This window comes from Achromobacter sp. UMC71 (genome assembly GCF_014170305.1).
In the GTDB taxonomy this organism is placed as follows: Bacteria; Pseudomonadota; Gammaproteobacteria; order Burkholderiales; family Burkholderiaceae_B; genus Achromobacter.
In genome coordinates this window covers 1-16,236 of sequence record NZ_LZZT01000033.1, presented here as the reverse complement: position 1 = coordinate 16,236, position 16,236 = coordinate 1, and the positions used below count along the sequence as shown (strand labels likewise).

Genomic DNA, 16,236 nt, shown 5'->3' with positions numbered 1-16,236 from the left:
GGCGCGCTTGTGCACGCAGGCGCCGCGCATGAAAAAGGGCGCCCATACAGGCGCCCTCGGTTGCGGCAATGCGCGGGATCAGGCTTCGATCCGCTCCACCTTGCCGACCAGCAGGATGTACGACAGCGCGCCCAGCAAGGCCAGCGACGACACGTACACGATGGCCGGCGCGAAGCTGTCCTTGGATACCAGGAAGCCGATCACGATCGGCGTGCAGATCGACGACAGGTTGCCCACGAAGTTGAATACCCCGCCCGTCAGGCCCAGCAGCCGCACGGGCGCCAGCGTCGACACCAGCGACCAGGTGATCGACGCCAGGCCGTTGCCGAAGAAGGCGACAGCCAGGAAGAAGATGACCCACGGCGTGGAATCGGTGAAGTTGGCGCCGATCATCGACGTGGAGATCAACAGGCCCAGGATGATGGGCAGTTTGCGCGCGAGCCCCACGGTGGCGCCGCGCCGGATCAGGAAGTCGGACAGCACGCCCGAGCAGAGCACGCCGACGAAGGCCGCCAGGAACGGCACCGACGCCAGGAAGCCCGACTTGATGAAGTCCATGCCGCGGTACTTGACCAGGTAAGTGGGAAACCAGGTCAGGAAGAACCACAGGGTCGACGTCAGGCAGAACTGGCCCAGGTACACGCCCCACAGCTTGCGGCGGCTCATCACCAGGCCCAGGTCGTTCCAGTTGAACGGGGCTTTTTTCTCCCGCGCGCGCTTGTCCAGGTCGACCACGCCGCCGCCTTGCTGGATGAGCTCGATCTCGGCCGCGTTGGCGCCCTTGAACTGGCGCGGTTCACGATAGATCATGTACCACATCACGCCCCAGATGATGCCCAGCAGGCCGGTGCTGACAAACACCATGTGCCAGCCGTAGTGGTGCTGCAGCCAGGCCAGCACGGGCGTCAGGAACGCCAGGCCGACGAACTGGCCCGAGGTGTAGAAGCCGATGGCGGTGGCGCGTTCCTTTTCCGGAAACCACGTCGTGACGACGCGGTTGTTGATCGGATAGGCTGGCGCTTCCAGCGCGCCCACGGCCAGGCGCAGCACGAACAGAATCACGAAGCTGCCCGCGAAGCCCATGAAGAACGTGGCCGCGGACCACAGGATCAGCGCGGCCGCGTACAGCACGCGCGGCGACACGCGGTCCACCAGCCAGCCGCCGGGGATCTGCATGGCGGCGTAGGTCCAGCCGAAGGCCGACAGGATCAGGCCTTCATGCACGGTGTCCAGGCCGAACTCGTCCTTCAGGGCGGGGGCGGCGATGGACAGGTTGCTGCGGTCCAGGTAGTTGATGACGACGGTGATGAACAGCATCACCATGATGAGATAGCGGCTGCGCGTGGGCCGCTGGGCGCCTTGCAGGCCCGGGTGGGTGGCGGTGGTCAAGGGGGTCTCCTCTCTCTTTTATCGGCTCGCGGGACTTACCATTCGGCGAAGCTGCCGTCGGCGTGACGCCAGACGGGGTTGCGCCAGCGGTGGCCGACCGCGGCGCGTTCCTTGACGTATTCCTCGTTGACCTCGATGCCCAGGCCGGGGCCTTGGGGAATCGCGACCATGCCGTCTTCATAGGCGAAGACTTCGCGGTTGCTGACGTAGTCGAGCAGGTCGTTGGCGGCGTTGTAGTGGATGCCCAGGCTCTGCTCCTGGATGAACGCGTTGTAGCAACCGGCGTCGATCTGCAGGCAGGTAGCCAGCGCGATCGGACCCAGCGGGCAGTGCAGCGCCAGCGCCACGTCGTAGGCCTCGGCCATGGCGGCGATCTTGCGGGTTTCGGTGATACCGCCGGCGTGCGAGGGGTCGGGCTGGATGATGTCGACGTAGCCTTCGGACAGCACCCGCTTGAAGTCCCAGCGCGAGAACAGCCGCTCGCCCAGCGCGATGGGCGTGGACGTCAGCGGCGCCAGTTCCTTCAGGGCTTCGTAGTGCTCGCTCAGCACCGGCTCTTCGATGAACATCAGCTTGAACGGATCCAGTTCCTTCATCAGCACCTTGGCCATGGGCTTGTGCACCCGGCCATGGAAGTCCACGCCGATGCCGACGTTGGGGCCCACGGCGTCGCGCACGGCGGCCACGTTCTCCAGGCACTTCTCGACCTTGTCGAACGAGTCGATGTACTGCAGCTCTTCGGTGCCGTTCATCTTCACGGCGGTGAAGCCGCGCTCCACGGCGCTCTTGGCGGCCGCGGCCGTGTCGGCGGGCCGGTCGCCGCCGATCCACGAGTACACGCGAATCCGGTCGCGCACATTGCCGCCCAGCAGCTGCGACACCGGCACGCCCAGGTGCTTGCCCTTGATGTCCCACAGCGCCTGGTCGATGCCGGCCAGCGCGCTCATGTGGATGGCGCCGCCGCGGTAGAAGCCGCCGCGGTACAGCACCGTCCAGTGGTCCTCGATGTTGCGCGGGTCCTTGCCGATCAGGTAGTCGGACAGTTCTTCGACGGCGGCGGCCACCGAGTGAGCGCGGCCTTCGACGACAGGCTCGCCCCAGCCGACGATGCCGGCGTCGGTTTCAATCTTCAGGAAGCACCACCGGGGCGGCACGATGTAGGTGGTGAGCTTGGTGATCTTCATGCTTGGGTCTCCTGGGCGGGATAGGCGCGTTGCCAGGCGGCGATGAATGCGCGCGCGTTCTGGCCGACTTCGGTGGCCGTCAGGCCGGGTTTGTACAAGGCGGAGCCCAGGCCGAAGCCGCTGGCGCCCGCCTGGGCGTAGGTGGAAAGGTTGTCGGGCGTGATGCCGCCGACCGGCACCAGCGCGATCGGCGGGCGCATCACAGCGCGCCAGGCCTTCAGCACGGCGGGGCCAAGCTGTTCGGCCGGGAACATCTTCAGCACATCGGCGCCGGCTGCAAGCGCGGCAAAGGCCTCGGTGGGGGTGGCCACGCCGGGGCAGGACGCCAGCCCGGCGGCCTTGGCCGCGCGGATCACGGCGGGGTCGCTGTGCGGCATCACGATGATCTCGCCGCCCGCGTCCTGGATGCGAGCCACGTCGTCGGGGTCGAGCACCGTGCCGGCGCCAACCAGGCAATCGGCCGGCAGCGCATCGCGCATGGCGCGGATGCTGGCCAGCGGCTCGGGCGAATTGAGCGGCACTTCGATCAGGCGAAAGCCCGCGGCGTAGAGTTCGCGCGCGATCGGCACGGCCTCGGCGGGCGTGATGCCGCGCAGGATGGCGATCAGGCCGCAGCGGGCCATCGCGGCTTGCAGTCCGGGATGCGTCATGGGGTTTCCTTGGTCGATATGGGCGGGGAAGATTCCGCGGCGGCGGGCACCAGCCCGGCGCTGACCGCCAGGTGCCACAGGCCGCGCTCGGTGGCGTTGCGGGCCTGCTCGGGCGTGCCCAGCCCGTAGTGATGCAGCGCTACCAGATAGCGTTGGCACAGCGTGTCGTCGCCGCACAGCACGATGCGCGGCAGCTCGCCCTGTTGGCGCAGCATGTCGGCCAGGGCCGCGACTTCGTGGCCGATCAACAGGCCCGACAGGTAGTCGGCCTGCGCGCCACCGGCCAGTTCGCCGGTCAGTCCCAGCGCGCGCGTGCTGAAAATCGTCGACAGCACGCCGGCGCGTCCGGCGGGGGCGCCGGCCACCTTCACGCCGCGCTCGAACGCCGCCATGTCGGGCGCGGGCGCCTCGGTCATGGTGCGGCCCAGGATCGTGTGGCCGCGCAACGCGGCGTAGACCTCGCCGGTCATGAAGGTATCGAAGTGAGTCACGCGGCCGCGGCGTGCGTTGACCCATTTTGAGTGGGTGCCGGGCAGGCCGATCAGCACGTCATCCGCGCCGCCGCCGGGCTGGTCGAACAGCACGCCGAAGACCTGGGTCTCTTCGCCGCGCATCACGTTGGGCAGGCCGTGGCGCTGGATCAGGCCAGGCACGATGTGCACCGGCGTGGCGCCCGCGCGTTCGACGCGGGTCAGCAGGGTGCCGATGCGCGGCAGGTCGACCGGCACGTCCAGATAGGCGGCTTCCTGCCAGCCCTGGGCGCTGCCGACCATGCCGCAGGCGATCACGGGCAGGTTCGGCTCGGCGCGCAGCCAGTCGCCGCAGGCTTGCTCGAAAGCCAGTTCGAAGCCCGACAGGGCATTCGCGGTGGCGGCGCCTTCCTGCAGCGGCTGGGGCAACCGCATGATGCCCCAGGGCAGATGGCGCGTATCCAGCGTGCGGCCGGCGCCATCCAGGCGATAGGCGCGCAACGAAGAGGTGCCCCAGTCCAGCGCTATGAGGGCCGCGCGGGCAGGCAATCCGGTTGTCATCAGAGTCTGTCTCGTCTCGGGCCGCCGGCCCGCTGGCCGGGCGCCGCGAGAGCAGGGCGCATGGGGCAGGGGTTCGCCGACCTTGTTGTCGTCAAGCTCGTCGCGGCGCCGGAGAGGCGCCGCGCGGGCATTGCGAAAAATTCTAGATCAGCGCTTGAAAAATCTCAAAATATAGAATTTAATCCCACATATAGGGAATATTCCTGTGGCACCATACCAGGCAGCCATCCCGTTTCGCCTTTACTTCCGACTCTGCCGCATCCCATGACCGCCACGTCGTCCCCTGCCGCTTCTTTCCCAATCGATCCCGATGCCGCGGCCCCCGCCGGCACGCAGACGCTCATGCGTGGCCTGGCCGTGATCCAGGCGGTTGCGGGGGGCGCGCGCGACCTGAAGGAAATCTGCGCCCGCATCGGCGTGGCGCGCAGCACCACGCATCGGTTGGCCAGCTGCCTGGTGCAGGAACGCTATCTGCGGTCGTTGGCCGGGGTGGGGTATGTGCTGGGGCCCAAGCTCATCGAACTGGGTTTCCAGGCGCGCGAGGCCTTTCCCATGGCGACGCTGGCGCGCCCCTACCTGGACAGCCTGGCGGCGCAGACGGGCGACACCATCCACCTGGCCGTGCGCGACAACGACGAAGTGCTGTACCTGGAAAAGATCCCTGGCAAGAAGGGGCTGGAGATGCGCTCGCGCGTGGGGCACCGCATGCCGCTGGCCGCCACGGGCGTGGGCAAGGCGCTGCTGCTGGACGCCGATGAGCCGCAATGGAAGGCGCTGCATCGCGTCGGCGCGCCGGTGTCGTCGCGCGCGCCGGGCGGCCGTCAGACCTGGGAAGCCTTCCGTGACCGCATGCGCGATTACGCCGCCAACGGCTACGCGTTCGACCTGGAAGACAACGAGCCTTCGATCCGCTGCGTGGCGGCGCCGGTGCGCGACGCGTCCAGCGGCATCGTCGCCGCGATCAGCGTGTCCAGCACGGTGCCGTACATGTCGCTGGAGCGCATGCAGGAAATGGTTGCCGTCGTGCAAGGCGCGGCGGCGGAGATTTCGGCGGAACTGGGCTGGAAGGTGGCGCGCGGCTGATGGCCGTGATGGGGTCAGGCGACCCCTGCCAGCGGCGGCAGCGGCAACAGCTGCCGCGCAATGTTGTCCATGGCGATTTCCAATTCGGCGACCAGCGCCTGCGCAGCGGGCGAGAGTGATCGATCGCGCCGGTGCAGCAGACCGATATAGCGGCGCGCCGACGCATCGCACAGCGCAGCTGCGCGCAGCCCCGCCAGATTCAATTCCGGCAGTGCCAGGCGCGGCAACACGCTCACGCCCAGGCCCTGGCGCACCATACTGGCCGCGGTGCCCATGTTGGTCACGTCGTAGCGTAGCGCGGTGACCGGCGCGCCGACTTCATCACGCACCGCGCGGTCGAACTGCTGCCGCGCGTTTGAGCCTTGCGACAGCAGCACCAGGTCATAGCGCAGCACGTCGCGCCAATGCAGCAGCCCCGGCGCATCCCCCAGCGGATGGCCGGCGGGAAAGATGGCGCAGAAGCAGTCTTCGGCCATCGGCGTGAAAGACAGATCCGACACCGGCTCGGGCAGGGCGCCCACCGCGAACTCGATCTGGTTGGTGCGCAGCATGGCCATCAACTCATCGTTGTGCGCTTCCACTACCCGCACTTTCAAGGCCGGATGCGCCCGGCTCAGCGTGCCCACGGCCGCCGGCAGCAAGGCCAGGGCGGTTGACGGCAGGGCGCCCAGCGCGACGCTGCCGCGGCGCACGGCCGCCAGGTCCGCCAGGCTGCGGTAGGCCTCTTCCAGGTCGGCGATGGGCCGTTGCACCCGGGCATAGAAGTCCTGGCCCGCGGAAGTCAGGCTGATGCTGCGCGTGGTGCGTTCGAACAGGCGCAGGCCGAGCACTTCTTCCAGGTCTTGGATCAGGGCTGTGAACGACGGCTGCGTGACGCCGAGTTGATTGGCCGCGTGAGTGAACGAACCGGTGTCCACCGCCAGCAGAAAGGCCTTGAGCGGCCGGTATTTGATATTTATAGCCATAGACTAAGAATATTAGAAAAATATCTATTTGTGTCTAATAATCGACCGGCCGATGATGACGCCTACCGAAGAACTCCCGGACCCAAGACGTTATGGACGCATCGAGCCACAAGCCCTTCCGCTTGGGCGCCAACTGGCGCCACAGCCAAGACGGCGACGCCGTCATCACCTCCATCAACCCGGCCGACGGCAGTATTGCCGGCATCGTCACGCGCGCTACGGCGCAGGACGTGGACACGGCCGTCGCCATTGCCTGGGACGCATTCCAGAACAAGCCCTGGCGCAAGCTGCGCCCCGATCAGCGTGCCGCCACCCTGTATGAAATCGGACGGCGCCTGTCTGCCGAACGCGAGCCGCTGGCGCGCCTGCAGATGCAGGACAGCGGCAAGCCCTGGAAAGAATGCCTGAACATGGTCGACAGCGCGGCGGGGCATTTCCGCTATTACGCCGCCGTGTGCGAGACCTGGCAGAACGAGATGACCTCGCCGCGCGGCGAGTACTTCTCGATGGCCCTGGCTGAACCGTTCGGCGTCATCGCGGCGATCACGCCGTGGAACTCGCCCATCATGAACGAGGCCCAAAAGGCCGCGCCGGCGCTGGCCGCCGGCAACGCCGTGCTGCTCAAGCCATCCGAGGAAACGCCGCAGCTGGCGCTGGAACTGGCGCGGCTGTGCAGTGAAGCCGGCCTGCCCGACGGTTTGCTGACGGTGTTGCCCGGCCATGGCGAAGACGTGGGCGCGGCGCTGGTGAAGCATCCCGGCGTGCGCATGGTGTCGTTCACCGGCGGCACCGAGACCGGCCGCATCATCGGCGGCATCGCGGGCCAGCGCCTGATCCCGGTGGGGTTGGAATTGGGCGGCAAATCGCCCCACATCGTGTTCGACGACGCCGATCTGGATCGCGCGGTGGCGGGCGTGATCTCGGGCATCTTCGGCTCGGCTGGCCAGAGCTGCGTGGCCGGCTCGCGCCTGTTCGTGCAGAAATCCATCTACAAGCGCTTCATGGACGAACTCGTGACCCGCACGCAGCAGGTGCGCGTCGGCCTGCCGGACGACCCGGCCACGCAGATGGGCCCGCTGGTGTCGCGCGCCCATCGTGAAAAGGTTGCTGGCTACGTGGACATCGGCCGCGGGGAAGGCGGCCGGGTATTGGTGGGCGGCGCCGCACCCTCGCAGGCCGCGCTGGCCAACGGCTGGTTCTACCTGCCCACGATTATCGACGGCCTGGGCAACCAGGCGCGCGTCTGCCAGGAAGAGATTTTCGGCCCGGTGCTGGTGGCCTTGCCATTCGACAACGAAAACGACGTGATCAACCAGGCCAACGACACCCCCTTCGGCTTGGGCGCCGGCATGTGGACGGGCGACTACGCCCGCGCCTGGCGCGTGGCCCGCGATATCGAAGCGGGCTCGGTCTGGATCAACACCTACAAGCAATCGCACATTGCCACGCCGTTCGGCGGCTTCAAGGCCAGCGGCATCGGCCGCGAAAAGGGCCTGCACGGCCTGCGCCTGTATAGCCAGGTCAAGAGCCTGTACTGGGGCATGCACGACAAACCGATGGGACTTTGAACACCATGATGACTGAAAAGAAAAACGCGGCGCTGACGCTGGCCGATTCCCGCATCCTGATCGCCGGCGCCGCCAGCCTGGTGGGCTCGCACACCGCCGACGCGCTGCTGGCCGCCGGTGCGCGCGAGGTGATCCTGCTGGACAACTTCGCCTTCGGCACGCCCGAAGCCATTGCTCATCTGCAGGACAATCCGCGCGTGAAAGTGGTGCGCGGCGACCTGATGCGCCTGCCCGACCTGCTGGCTGCCACCGAAGGCGTGGACGGCGTGCTGCACCTGGCCGCCTACATGACGTTGGGCTTTGCGCAAACGCCGTGGCAGGCCGTGGACGTGAACGTGCGCGGCGCACAGAACATGCTGGAAGCCTGCCGCGTCAATAAAGTCAGAAAGATCGTCTTCGCCTCGTCCAATGCGGTGTACGGCTATGGCACGGGTATCGCGGGCGCGCTGGTCGAGAATGGCCCCTTCCATTCCGTGGGCGCACCCCCTGCCGCCATTTTGTACGGCGCCTCCAAGATCATGGGCGAACAGCTGTGCCGCCAGTACTACCAGAAGGCCGGCCTGGACTACGTGGTGCTGCGCTATTCCACTGTGTACGGAGAACGGCAGCATTACCGCGCCGCCAATTCGTTGTACATCATGGAAACCTATGACCGCGTGCGCCAGGGCGAGCGCCCCGTGTTGCCGGGCGATGGCACCGACACCAAACATTTCGTGCACGTCTCGGACGTGGCGCGCGCCAACGTCGCGGCGTTCCAGAGCGCGGCGACCGACGTGGCCGTGAATGTGTCCGGCCCCGCGCCCATCACCACCGGTGAGCTGGTGCGGCTGGTGCTCGACTACTGCAAGAGCGATCTGCAGCCCGAGATCAAGCCCGACCCCCCCGGCACCGTGCGCCTGACCTCGGGCGGGGCGTTCCATATTCCGCACGACCTGGCGGGCCAGCACATCGGCTGGCAGCCCAAGGTCGGCATGGCCGAAGGCGTGGCGCGCTTACTGGCCTGGCGCGAGCAGCAAGGCGGCGGTTGACGTTACGAGCAAGCCGCGCCCGTGTAGTCCCGTGCACCGCGCCATAGAGCGCGGGCACCTAAAAAAGTGCCGCTCAGGCACACCACGAGGAGACAAGGCAATGAGGAAGTTGAAAAGCATGGGTGGGGCGCTGCTGGCCCTGGGGCTGGCGTTGGGCAGCGCCATGGCATCGGCCGCGGGCTTTCCCGACAAGCCGGTGACGCTGGTGGTGCCGTACCCGCCGGGCGGCGCCACCGACGTGATCGCGCGGCTGATCGCCGAAAAACTACCCGCGGCCTGGGGGCAGCAGGTCATCGTCAACAATCGCCCGGGCGCAGGCACTACCGTGGCTGCCGAAGCCGTGGCGCGCGCGCCGGGCGATGGCTACACGCTGTACATGACGACGGCGGCGCACACCATCAGCGCCAGCCTGTACAAGAAACTGAACTACGACCCGCTGAAGGACTTCGCGCCGCTGACGTTGACCTCGACGATTCCGCTGGTGCTGGTGACCGCGCCGTCGCTGCCGGTGAAGAACCTGGACGAACTCATCGCTTACGGCAAGGCGGCGCCGCAGGGCCTGAGCATGGCGTCCACCGGCAACGGCACGCCCCAGCACCTGACCGGCGAGCTGTTCAAGGCCAGGACGGGCATGAAGCTGGTCCACGTGCCGTATCGCGGCGACGCGCCGATGCTGACCGACCTGATCGGCGGTCAGGTGCAGATGGCGTTCGTCACCCTGTCCGCCGCGCTGCCGTACATCCAGTCGGGCAAGTTGCACGCGATCGCGCTGGCGCATCCGCGGCGGGTCGAGGCCATTGGCCAGGTGCCCACGCTGGAGGAAGCCGGCATGAAGGGTTTCGAGGCCGCGACCTGGTTCGGGCTGTTCGCGCCGGCCAGCATGCCGGCGGACCTGCGCGAGAAGATCTATCGCGACGTCGCCAGGATCGTCGCCACGCCGGAGATGACCAAGAAACTGCAGGACATGGGTGGCGAGGTGAACAACAGTTCGCCGCAGCAGTTCCAGTCTTTTATCAACGCCGAGGCGCAGCGCTGGGCCGAGGGCGTCAAGCTCTCCGGCGCGCAGATCGATTAATCCCGTTCACCCCGGGATGGCCGCCACGCCGTCCCGACAGGAGACCTCGCAAAATGAGCAATACCGAACACGCTTTGCTGGCGCGTTGCGCCGCCTATGGCACCAGCACCTGGGCCGACGCCATGGATACCCTGGGCATCGCCGGGGTGGTGCAGGGCATCCCGCGGCGCGCAGGACAAGGCCGCATTGCCGGCTTTGCCGTCACGGCCCGCCACGTCAGTGGGGGACTGGGCGACTTCGACCGCGCCGATTTCGCGGTGGGACGCCTGGTGGCCGCCACCGGCCCTGGCCGCGTGCTGATGGTGGACGCGGGCGGGGCCTGCATTTCCACCTTTGGCGGCATTGCCTCACTGGCTGCGTCCAAGCGCGAGGCCACCGGCGTGGTGATCGACGGCGCCTGTCGCGACGTCGACGAAATCGAAGCCACCGGCCTGTGGCTGGCCGCCCGCCATGTCACACCCTTGACGGGCAAGACGCGGTTGCGCCTGCAAGCCATGGGCCGGCCTGTCACCATCGGCGGCGTGACGGTGGCAGAAGGCGACCTGGTGGTGGGCGACGACACTGGCCTGGTGGTGGTGCCGCGGGCGCAGCTGGAAGCCGTGCTGGCCGCGGCGCAGCAGGCGCAGGACACCGATGCGCGGGTGGAACAAGGTATCCGCGACGGCCTGTCGTTCGCCGAGGCCGCCGCTGCCGCGAACTACATCCCCGCCCGTGCCGGAGCGCCCGCGTGACTGCTGCCTACGACATTGTCCAGGTGGCGTCGCTGGGGCCGGAATTCGACCAGCAGCTGGCGTCGCGCTACCGGGTCCTGCCCGCCTGGCGCGAGCCGCAGGGCCTGGCCGCTTTCGGCGACGAACTGCGCGGCCTGCGCGTGGCCGTCACCTCGGTGCGCCACGGCTTCACGCAGGCCATGTTCGATGCGCTGCCGGCCTTGCAGGCCGTGTGCAGCTGGGGCGTCGGCCACGACACGCTGGACTTGCAGGCGGCAGCCCGGCTCGGCGTCAACGTCAGCGTCACGCCCGACGTGCTGGACGACTGCGTGGCCGATCTGGCCTGGGCGCTGCTCTTGTCCGCCGCGCGCCGCACCGCCGTGGGCGATCGCTACGTGAAGGGCGGCCAATGGCGCGCTCTGGGGCAGTTTCCGGTGACCACGCGCGTATCCGGCAAGCGGCTCGGCATTCTGGGCCTGGGTCGCATCGGCGAAGCCATTGCGCGGCGCGGGGCGGGGTTCGACATGGACGTGCGCTATCACAACCGCACGCCGCGGGCCCAGGCGCCGTACCGCTACGAGGCCCGTCTGACGGACCTGGCCACCTGGGCGGATTTCCTGGTGGTCGCTTGTGTGGGCGGCCCCGCCACGCGCCATCTGGTCGACGCCGCCGTCATCCGCGCGCTGGGTCCCCAGGGCATCCTGGTCAACATCGCGCGCGGCAGCGTGGTGGATCAGGCCGCCGCGCTGGCGGCATTGCGCGCGGGCGAACTGGGCGGCGCCGGCCTGGACGTGCTGGAACGCGAACCCACGCCCGCCACGGAGTTTGCCGATCTCGATCAGGTATCCCTGATGCCTCACGTGGGCAGCGCCACGCGCGAAACACGCCGCGCCATGGCGCAGCTGGTGCTGGACAACGTGGCGGCCTTCATGGAAAGCGGCAAGCTGCTCACGCCGGTGGCCGCGCGGGACTGGCGGTCATGACCGCGTCCGGCGTGCCAAGCCACGCGCCGCTGCTGGCCGATCTGGTCGCCTGCCTGGGCGCCGCCCAGGTATTGACGGGCGCGGACGCCGAGCCTTACCTGACCGACTGGCGCCGGGCAGTCACCGGCCGCGCGCTGGCCGTGCTGCGGCCAGGCTCATGCGACGAGGTGGCGCAGGTGGTGCGCCTGTGCGCCGCCGCTGGCGTACCCGTGGTGCCGCAAGGCGGCAATACGGGCCAGGTGGCGGCCGCCACGCCGAGCGCGGACGGTACAGCGCTCGTGCTATCGCTCGTGCGCATGAATCACATCCGTGCCGTCGACCTGGACGGCGACACCATCACGGTCGAAGCCGGCTGCGTGTTGCAGGCGGTGCAGAACGCCGCCCGGCAGGCGGGCCGCCTGTTCCCGCTCTCGCTGGGAGCGGAAGGCAGCTGCACCATCGGCGGTAATCTGGCCACCAACGCCGGCGGCACGCAGGTGCTGCGTTATGGCAATGCGCGCGAACTGGCGCTGGGGTTGGAAGTCGTCACCCCGCAAGGCGAGATCTGGCACGGGCTGCGCGGCCTGCGCAAGGACAATACCGGCTACGACCTGCGCGACCTGTATATCGGCAGCGAGGGCACGCTGGGCATCATCACGGCCGCGGTGCTCAAGCTGTTTCCGCTGCCGCGGGCGCAGCGCACCGCTCTGATCGTCGTGCCGGACCTGCACGCGGCGCTGCGCCTGTTGCAACGCGCCCGCGCGGGCTTCGGCGCGGCGCTGACCGCATTCGAGGTCATGGCGGCGCCCTGCCTGCACGAGGTGGCGCGGGCGTTTCCATCACAGCGCCTGCCTTTTCCGGCGCTGCCCGACAAGGCCTGGTGCGCGCTGCTGGAAATCTCCGACAGCGAAGACGAGCAGCATGCGCAGACGCAGCTGGAAACCGTGCTGGCGGAGGCGTTGGAAGCCGGCGAAGCGCTCGATGCCGCCGTGGCGGTATCCCAGGCGCAGAGCGACGCCTTCTGGCACTTGCGCGAAAGCATCACCTTGGCGTTGGCGCAGGCCGATGCGTGCATCAAGCACGATATCTCGCTACCCGTGTCGCGCATTCCCGATTTCGTGCGGACCACGGACCAGGCGCTTGAGGAAGCGTTTCCGGGCGTTGCGATGCGCGTGTTCGGCCATCTGGGCGACGGCAACCTGCACTACAACCTGCTGCCCCCGCCAGGCTTGCGGCAAGCCGACATCCAACGCCTGGTGCACGACCGCGTGCACCAAGGGGGCGGCTCGATCAGCGCCGAGCAGGGCATCGGCCAACGCCGTGTCGAAGACCTGCAACGCTACAAGGGCGCGGTGGAGCTGGCGCTGATGCAACGCATCAAGCAGGCGCTGGACCCGCAGGGCCTGATGAATCCGGGCAAGGTCCTGCCGGCCGTCAGAACCCCGGAAAACAAGCATCAAGAAGTCAGCAACAAGACATCGGCACTGAGCAATCCGCACTGAGAAATCCGTGCTTAGCCATCAGCGCCAAGAACCAAGCATCCAGGAGACAAGCATGTTTTTTTCGAACAAGACCGTTGCGCGCGCCGCGCTTTCTGTCGCGGGGCTGTGCGCCGCGTTGCCCGCATGGGCCTGGCCGGATCATCCGATCGAACTGATCGTGGGCTTTGCGCCTGGCGGCGGCACCGACCTGACCGCCCGCTCGCTGGCGGTGTTCCTGGAAAAGGAACTGGGTGCCACGGTAGTGGTGCAGAACAAGCCGGGTGCGTCCAGCGCCATCGCGCTGTCGTACGTGGCCCGTGCCAAGCCCGACGGCTATACGCTGGCGATGACCAACATGCCGGGGCTGGTGTCCCTGCCCATCGAGCGCAAGGCGGGCTTTACCACCAGCGACTTCACCTATCTGGCGAATCTGGTGCGCGACCCCAGCGCCTTCAGCGTGGCGGCCGACAGTCCCTACCAGACGCTGGACGCGCTGATCGCTGCGGCAAAGGCCAAGCCCGGCGCCATCAGCTACGGGTCCACCGGCGTGGGCACCGACGACCACCTGGCCCTGGTGCTGTTTCAGAACCTGACGGGCACGCAGTTGAACCACGTGCCCTACAACGGCGCAGGGCCGCTGCGCAGCTCGGTGCTGGGCGGGCATACGGTGATCGGGGGGTTGAACCTGGGCGAAGTCATGCCCTATCACGGCAAGAACATGCGGGTGCTGGCACAGGCCAGCGCCGAACGATCGCCGCTGGGGCCGGACGTGCCGACGTTCAAGGAATTGGGCGTGAACCTGGTGTTCGCGTCCGAACGCGGCATCGTGGCGCCCAAGGGCCTGCCGGCGGACGTGGCCGACAAGCTGCGCAAGGCCTTGGGCAACGTCGCGGCCAACCCGGAATTCCAGGCCCAGATGAAGCAGCAGTTCACCGAGATGGACTACCTGGATGGCCCGCAATGGCAAGAGCGCCTGAAAGGCGACGACACCCGCCTGCGGGCCATCTGGGCCAAGACGCCCTGGGTCGAATAAGGCCGGCTTATTCCAGCGGCAACGTCAACACGCCCTGCGGCGCGGGGCGCATCATCACGCGGCGGTACCAGGCCGACAGCGCGGGCGTATCGGGGCGCTCGATCGGCAGCGCCAGCCAGCGGTGCGCCGAACAGACCAGGGCGATATCGCCGATGGTCAGCTGGCGGCCGGCGACGAACTCGCGGCCTTGCAGCGCCTGGTCCAGGATCTGCGCCCGGGCATTGCTGCGCTTGACGGACAGGTCGATCGCGGCGCGGTCGCGCTTGTCTTCGGGCGTGCGAATCAGGCCCAGGAATGCCGGGCCCATGGCGCCTTGCCATTCGGTGGCCTGCCAGTCCATCCAGCGGTCGGCATCCGCGCGCATGCAGGCGTCTTCGGGCCACAGCGTGCCGGCGCCGTAGCGCGCGGCCAGGTAGCGCACGATGGCGTTCGATTCCCACAGCACGAAGCCGCCGTCGTCGATGGCGGGCACGGTGCGGTTGGGATTGATCTTGGCGTACTCGGGCGTATCGACCACGCCGAACGGGCCGCCGGCCTGGATGAATGTGTGAGGCAGCGCCAATTCGCGCACCGCCAGCATGACTTTCTGCACGTTGACGGACGTCAGGCGTCCCCAGATCTTCAACATAACGAATCCTTGTAAGGGTCAGGCGGGCGGCAACTGCCGCCGCGCAAAGCCGCTGTCGCGCGAAAAGCGCGTCCAGTTGAAAGCGGGGCCCGGGTCGCTCTTGCGGCCAGGAGCGATGTGCTCATGGCCCCAGGCGGCCGCCAGGGGATAGCGCGTGCGCAGCACGGGTGTCAGCTTGCGCAGCGCGACGTATTGCTCGTCAGTGTAGGGCAGGGTGTCGGTGCCCTCCAGCTCGATGCCGATGGAAAAGTCATTGCAGCGCTCGCGTCCCGCGAACTTGGACACGCCGGCATGCCAGGCGCGCGCGTCGGTGGACACGAACTGCACGATGCGGCCATCGCGGCGGATGAAGAAGTGCGCCGACACCCGCAGGCCGCGCAGCCGTTCCAGCCAGGGGTGCGAGCCGTAGTCCAGCGTGTTCAGGAACAGCCCGGCAACCTCGGGGCCGCCGAACTGCCCGGGCGGCAGGCTGATGTTGTGCAGGACCAGCAGCGACACTTGCGTGCCCGGCGGGCGCGCGTCGCAGTTGGGAGAGGGCAGGCGGGAAACACCAGGGGCCGGCGCCAGCCAGCCATGTCGATCCAGAAGCAGGGCCATGGGAAGGAAGCATACGTGTTGTATCCAACATGCATTATGCCTGCGCGGCGCGAACGGCAGAATAGACGGATGTTCGTGCTGAACTAGCGATATTTCTGACGGGCATGTAGGACATTGAGGACTTCTACCGCAGACGCAGTGACACGGTAGACCACGACGTCATTCGGGCGCACCACGATCTCACGAGTATTCGTCACGCGTCCGCCCTTGAAAACATAGGGATGTCTGGCGACAGGCAGCACAGAAGCCTGGATGGCTATGTGCAGGCAGCGAGCGGCTGGAGGATTCTTTTCGGCGATATACATGATGATCTTGGCAAGATCATCGCGCGCGCGAGCGCGCCACACGATCGGCAGCATGAATCAGGGGGACAGGCAAGCAGAGTGCGGCGGCGCGATTGCCCGCTACACCTTGGACGCCGGGGCGGTGGAAATGCTGGCGCGGCGTTCGGCCCGGGCGATGATGTCGTCCATTTCGGCCATGACTTGATCGTGAGGAATGCTGGGCCGTGTATCAGCCAAGCTAGCTTCCACCTGCGCGCGGAACCAGCGGTCGTAGTCGACCGCACTTTCCTCGGTGTTGCAAGTTGAGGGTGTGGGGATTAGCACGCTTGTGCCATGTAATGTATTGCTCCGCGCAGATGGTCAGTTTAAGCCATTTAAACAGGGCACACAGACCCCAGCCAGCCCCTTCTGTCCTATTTCGCCGCTGGCCCCAGCCGCGCGTGTTCCGGGCTGCACCAGGTGTGGCCGCCCTGCAGCAGCGCTTCGGAACGCGGCAGGTGGATGCCGCAATGGGCGCAGCGGACCATGGCTTCGGGGGCGCCCGGCTGAGGGGCGCCCGGCTTAGGGG

18 protein-coding genes are annotated in these 16,236 nt (G+C 67.6%); 8 read left to right on the top strand and 10 right to left on the bottom strand.

Annotated elements, in window-relative coordinates:
- Positions 1-78 precede the first annotated feature (78 nt).
- From A9974_RS16480 to A9974_RS16465, 4 genes are read right to left on the bottom strand one after another with little or no spacing between them, the layout of a single operon-like run.
- Positions 79-1,389 (bottom strand): MFS transporter, encoded by a 1,311-nt coding sequence (locus tag A9974_RS16480; protein ID WP_183005251.1) that lies wholly within the window; start codon positions 1,387-1,389, stop codon positions 79-81.
- Between the two features lie 35 nt (positions 1,390-1,424).
- A complete protein-coding gene (gene dgoD / locus A9974_RS16475; RefSeq protein ID WP_175191762.1) occupies positions 1,425-2,573 on the bottom strand; it encodes a galactonate dehydratase in 1,149 nt (382 codons plus the stop codon).
- Positions 2,570-3,223, bottom strand: a complete 654-nt coding sequence (locus A9974_RS16470; protein ID WP_183005250.1) for a 2-dehydro-3-deoxy-6-phosphogalactonate aldolase — start codon at positions 3,221-3,223, stop codon at positions 2,570-2,572. The genes dgoD and A9974_RS16470 overlap by 4 nt, the downstream gene beginning before the upstream one ends.
- Positions 3,220-4,254: a 2-dehydro-3-deoxygalactonokinase gene (locus A9974_RS16465; RefSeq protein WP_183005249.1), complete on the bottom strand. Its 1,035-nt coding sequence runs from the start codon at positions 4,252-4,254 to the stop codon at positions 3,220-3,222. The genes A9974_RS16470 and A9974_RS16465 overlap by 4 nt, the downstream gene beginning before the upstream one ends.
- Positions 4,255-4,518: 264 nt before the next feature.
- Between A9974_RS16465 and A9974_RS16460 the strand changes: the two genes are divergently transcribed.
- Complete coding sequence (locus tag A9974_RS16460) at positions 4,519-5,337, top strand: IclR family transcriptional regulator (protein WP_183005248.1); 819 nt, start codon at positions 4,519-4,521, stop codon at positions 5,335-5,337.
- Between the two features lie 14 nt (positions 5,338-5,351).
- Here the strand turns inward: A9974_RS16460 and A9974_RS16455 are convergent, their stop codons facing one another.
- The gene (locus A9974_RS16455) at positions 5,352-6,302 is read right to left on the bottom strand and encodes a LysR family transcriptional regulator (protein WP_183005247.1); all 951 of its coding nucleotides are present in this window, start codon (positions 6,300-6,302) and stop codon (positions 5,352-5,354) included.
- A gap of 92 nt (positions 6,303-6,394) precedes the next feature.
- On the opposite strand from A9974_RS16455, the gene A9974_RS16450 reads away from it, so the two are divergent.
- The 7 genes from A9974_RS16450 (at position 6,395) to A9974_RS16420 (ending at position 14,159) form a co-directional block, all read left to right on the top strand.
- Entirely contained in the window at positions 6,395-7,870 is a 1,476-nt protein-coding gene (locus tag A9974_RS16450; RefSeq protein ID WP_183005246.1) for an aldehyde dehydrogenase, read from the top strand.
- A gap of 8 nt (positions 7,871-7,878) precedes the next feature.
- Complete coding sequence (locus A9974_RS16445) at positions 7,879-8,898, top strand: NAD(P)-dependent oxidoreductase (RefSeq protein ID WP_255468202.1); 1,020 nt, start codon at positions 7,879-7,881, stop codon at positions 8,896-8,898.
- Between the two features lie 100 nt (positions 8,899-8,998).
- Positions 8,999-9,973 carry a tripartite tricarboxylate transporter substrate binding protein gene (locus tag A9974_RS16440; RefSeq protein WP_183005244.1) on the top strand — a complete coding sequence of 325 codons (975 nt, stop codon included), beginning with the start codon at positions 8,999-9,001 and terminating at the stop codon, positions 9,971-9,973.
- 53 nt (positions 9,974-10,026) lie between these two features.
- Entirely contained in the window at positions 10,027-10,704 is a 678-nt protein-coding gene (locus A9974_RS16435) for an RraA family protein (RefSeq protein WP_183005243.1), read from the top strand.
- Positions 10,701-11,666: a 2-hydroxyacid dehydrogenase gene (locus tag A9974_RS16430; RefSeq protein ID WP_183005242.1), complete on the top strand. Its 966-nt coding sequence runs from the start codon at positions 10,701-10,703 to the stop codon at positions 11,664-11,666. The genes A9974_RS16435 and A9974_RS16430 overlap by 4 nt, the downstream gene beginning before the upstream one ends.
- Positions 11,663-13,147, top strand: a complete 1,485-nt coding sequence (locus A9974_RS16425; RefSeq protein ID WP_183005241.1) for an FAD-binding oxidoreductase — start codon at positions 11,663-11,665, stop codon at positions 13,145-13,147. Before A9974_RS16430 ends, A9974_RS16425 begins: the two co-directional genes overlap by 4 nt.
- A gap of 52 nt (positions 13,148-13,199) precedes the next feature.
- Positions 13,200-14,159, top strand: coding sequence for a tripartite tricarboxylate transporter substrate binding protein (locus A9974_RS16420; RefSeq protein WP_183005240.1), 960 nt, complete (start codon positions 13,200-13,202; stop codon positions 14,157-14,159).
- 7 nt (positions 14,160-14,166) lie between these two features.
- Here A9974_RS16420 and A9974_RS16415 read toward each other — a convergent pair whose 3' ends face one another.
- The 5 genes from A9974_RS16415 to A9974_RS29510 all read right to left on the bottom strand — a co-directional run.
- Positions 14,167-14,787, bottom strand: a complete 621-nt coding sequence (locus A9974_RS16415; RefSeq protein WP_183005239.1) for a glutathione S-transferase family protein — start codon at positions 14,785-14,787, stop codon at positions 14,167-14,169.
- 18 nt (positions 14,788-14,805) lie between these two features.
- A complete protein-coding gene (gene ampD / locus A9974_RS16410; protein WP_183005238.1) occupies positions 14,806-15,384 on the bottom strand; it encodes a 1,6-anhydro-N-acetylmuramyl-L-alanine amidase AmpD in 579 nt (192 codons plus the stop codon).
- Positions 15,385-15,467: 83 nt separating this feature from the next.
- Positions 15,468-15,743: a type II toxin-antitoxin system RelE/ParE family toxin gene (locus A9974_RS16405; protein WP_183005237.1), complete on the bottom strand. Its 276-nt coding sequence runs from the start codon at positions 15,741-15,743 to the stop codon at positions 15,468-15,470.
- 45 nt (positions 15,744-15,788) lie between these two features.
- Positions 15,789-15,992, bottom strand: coding sequence for a stability determinant (locus tag A9974_RS16400; protein ID WP_183005236.1), 204 nt, complete (start codon positions 15,990-15,992; stop codon positions 15,789-15,791).
- Between the two features lie 89 nt (positions 15,993-16,081).
- Positions 16,082-16,236 (bottom strand): PP0621 family protein (locus A9974_RS29510; protein WP_255468203.1); only part of this gene is annotated, 155 nt, incomplete at its 5' end.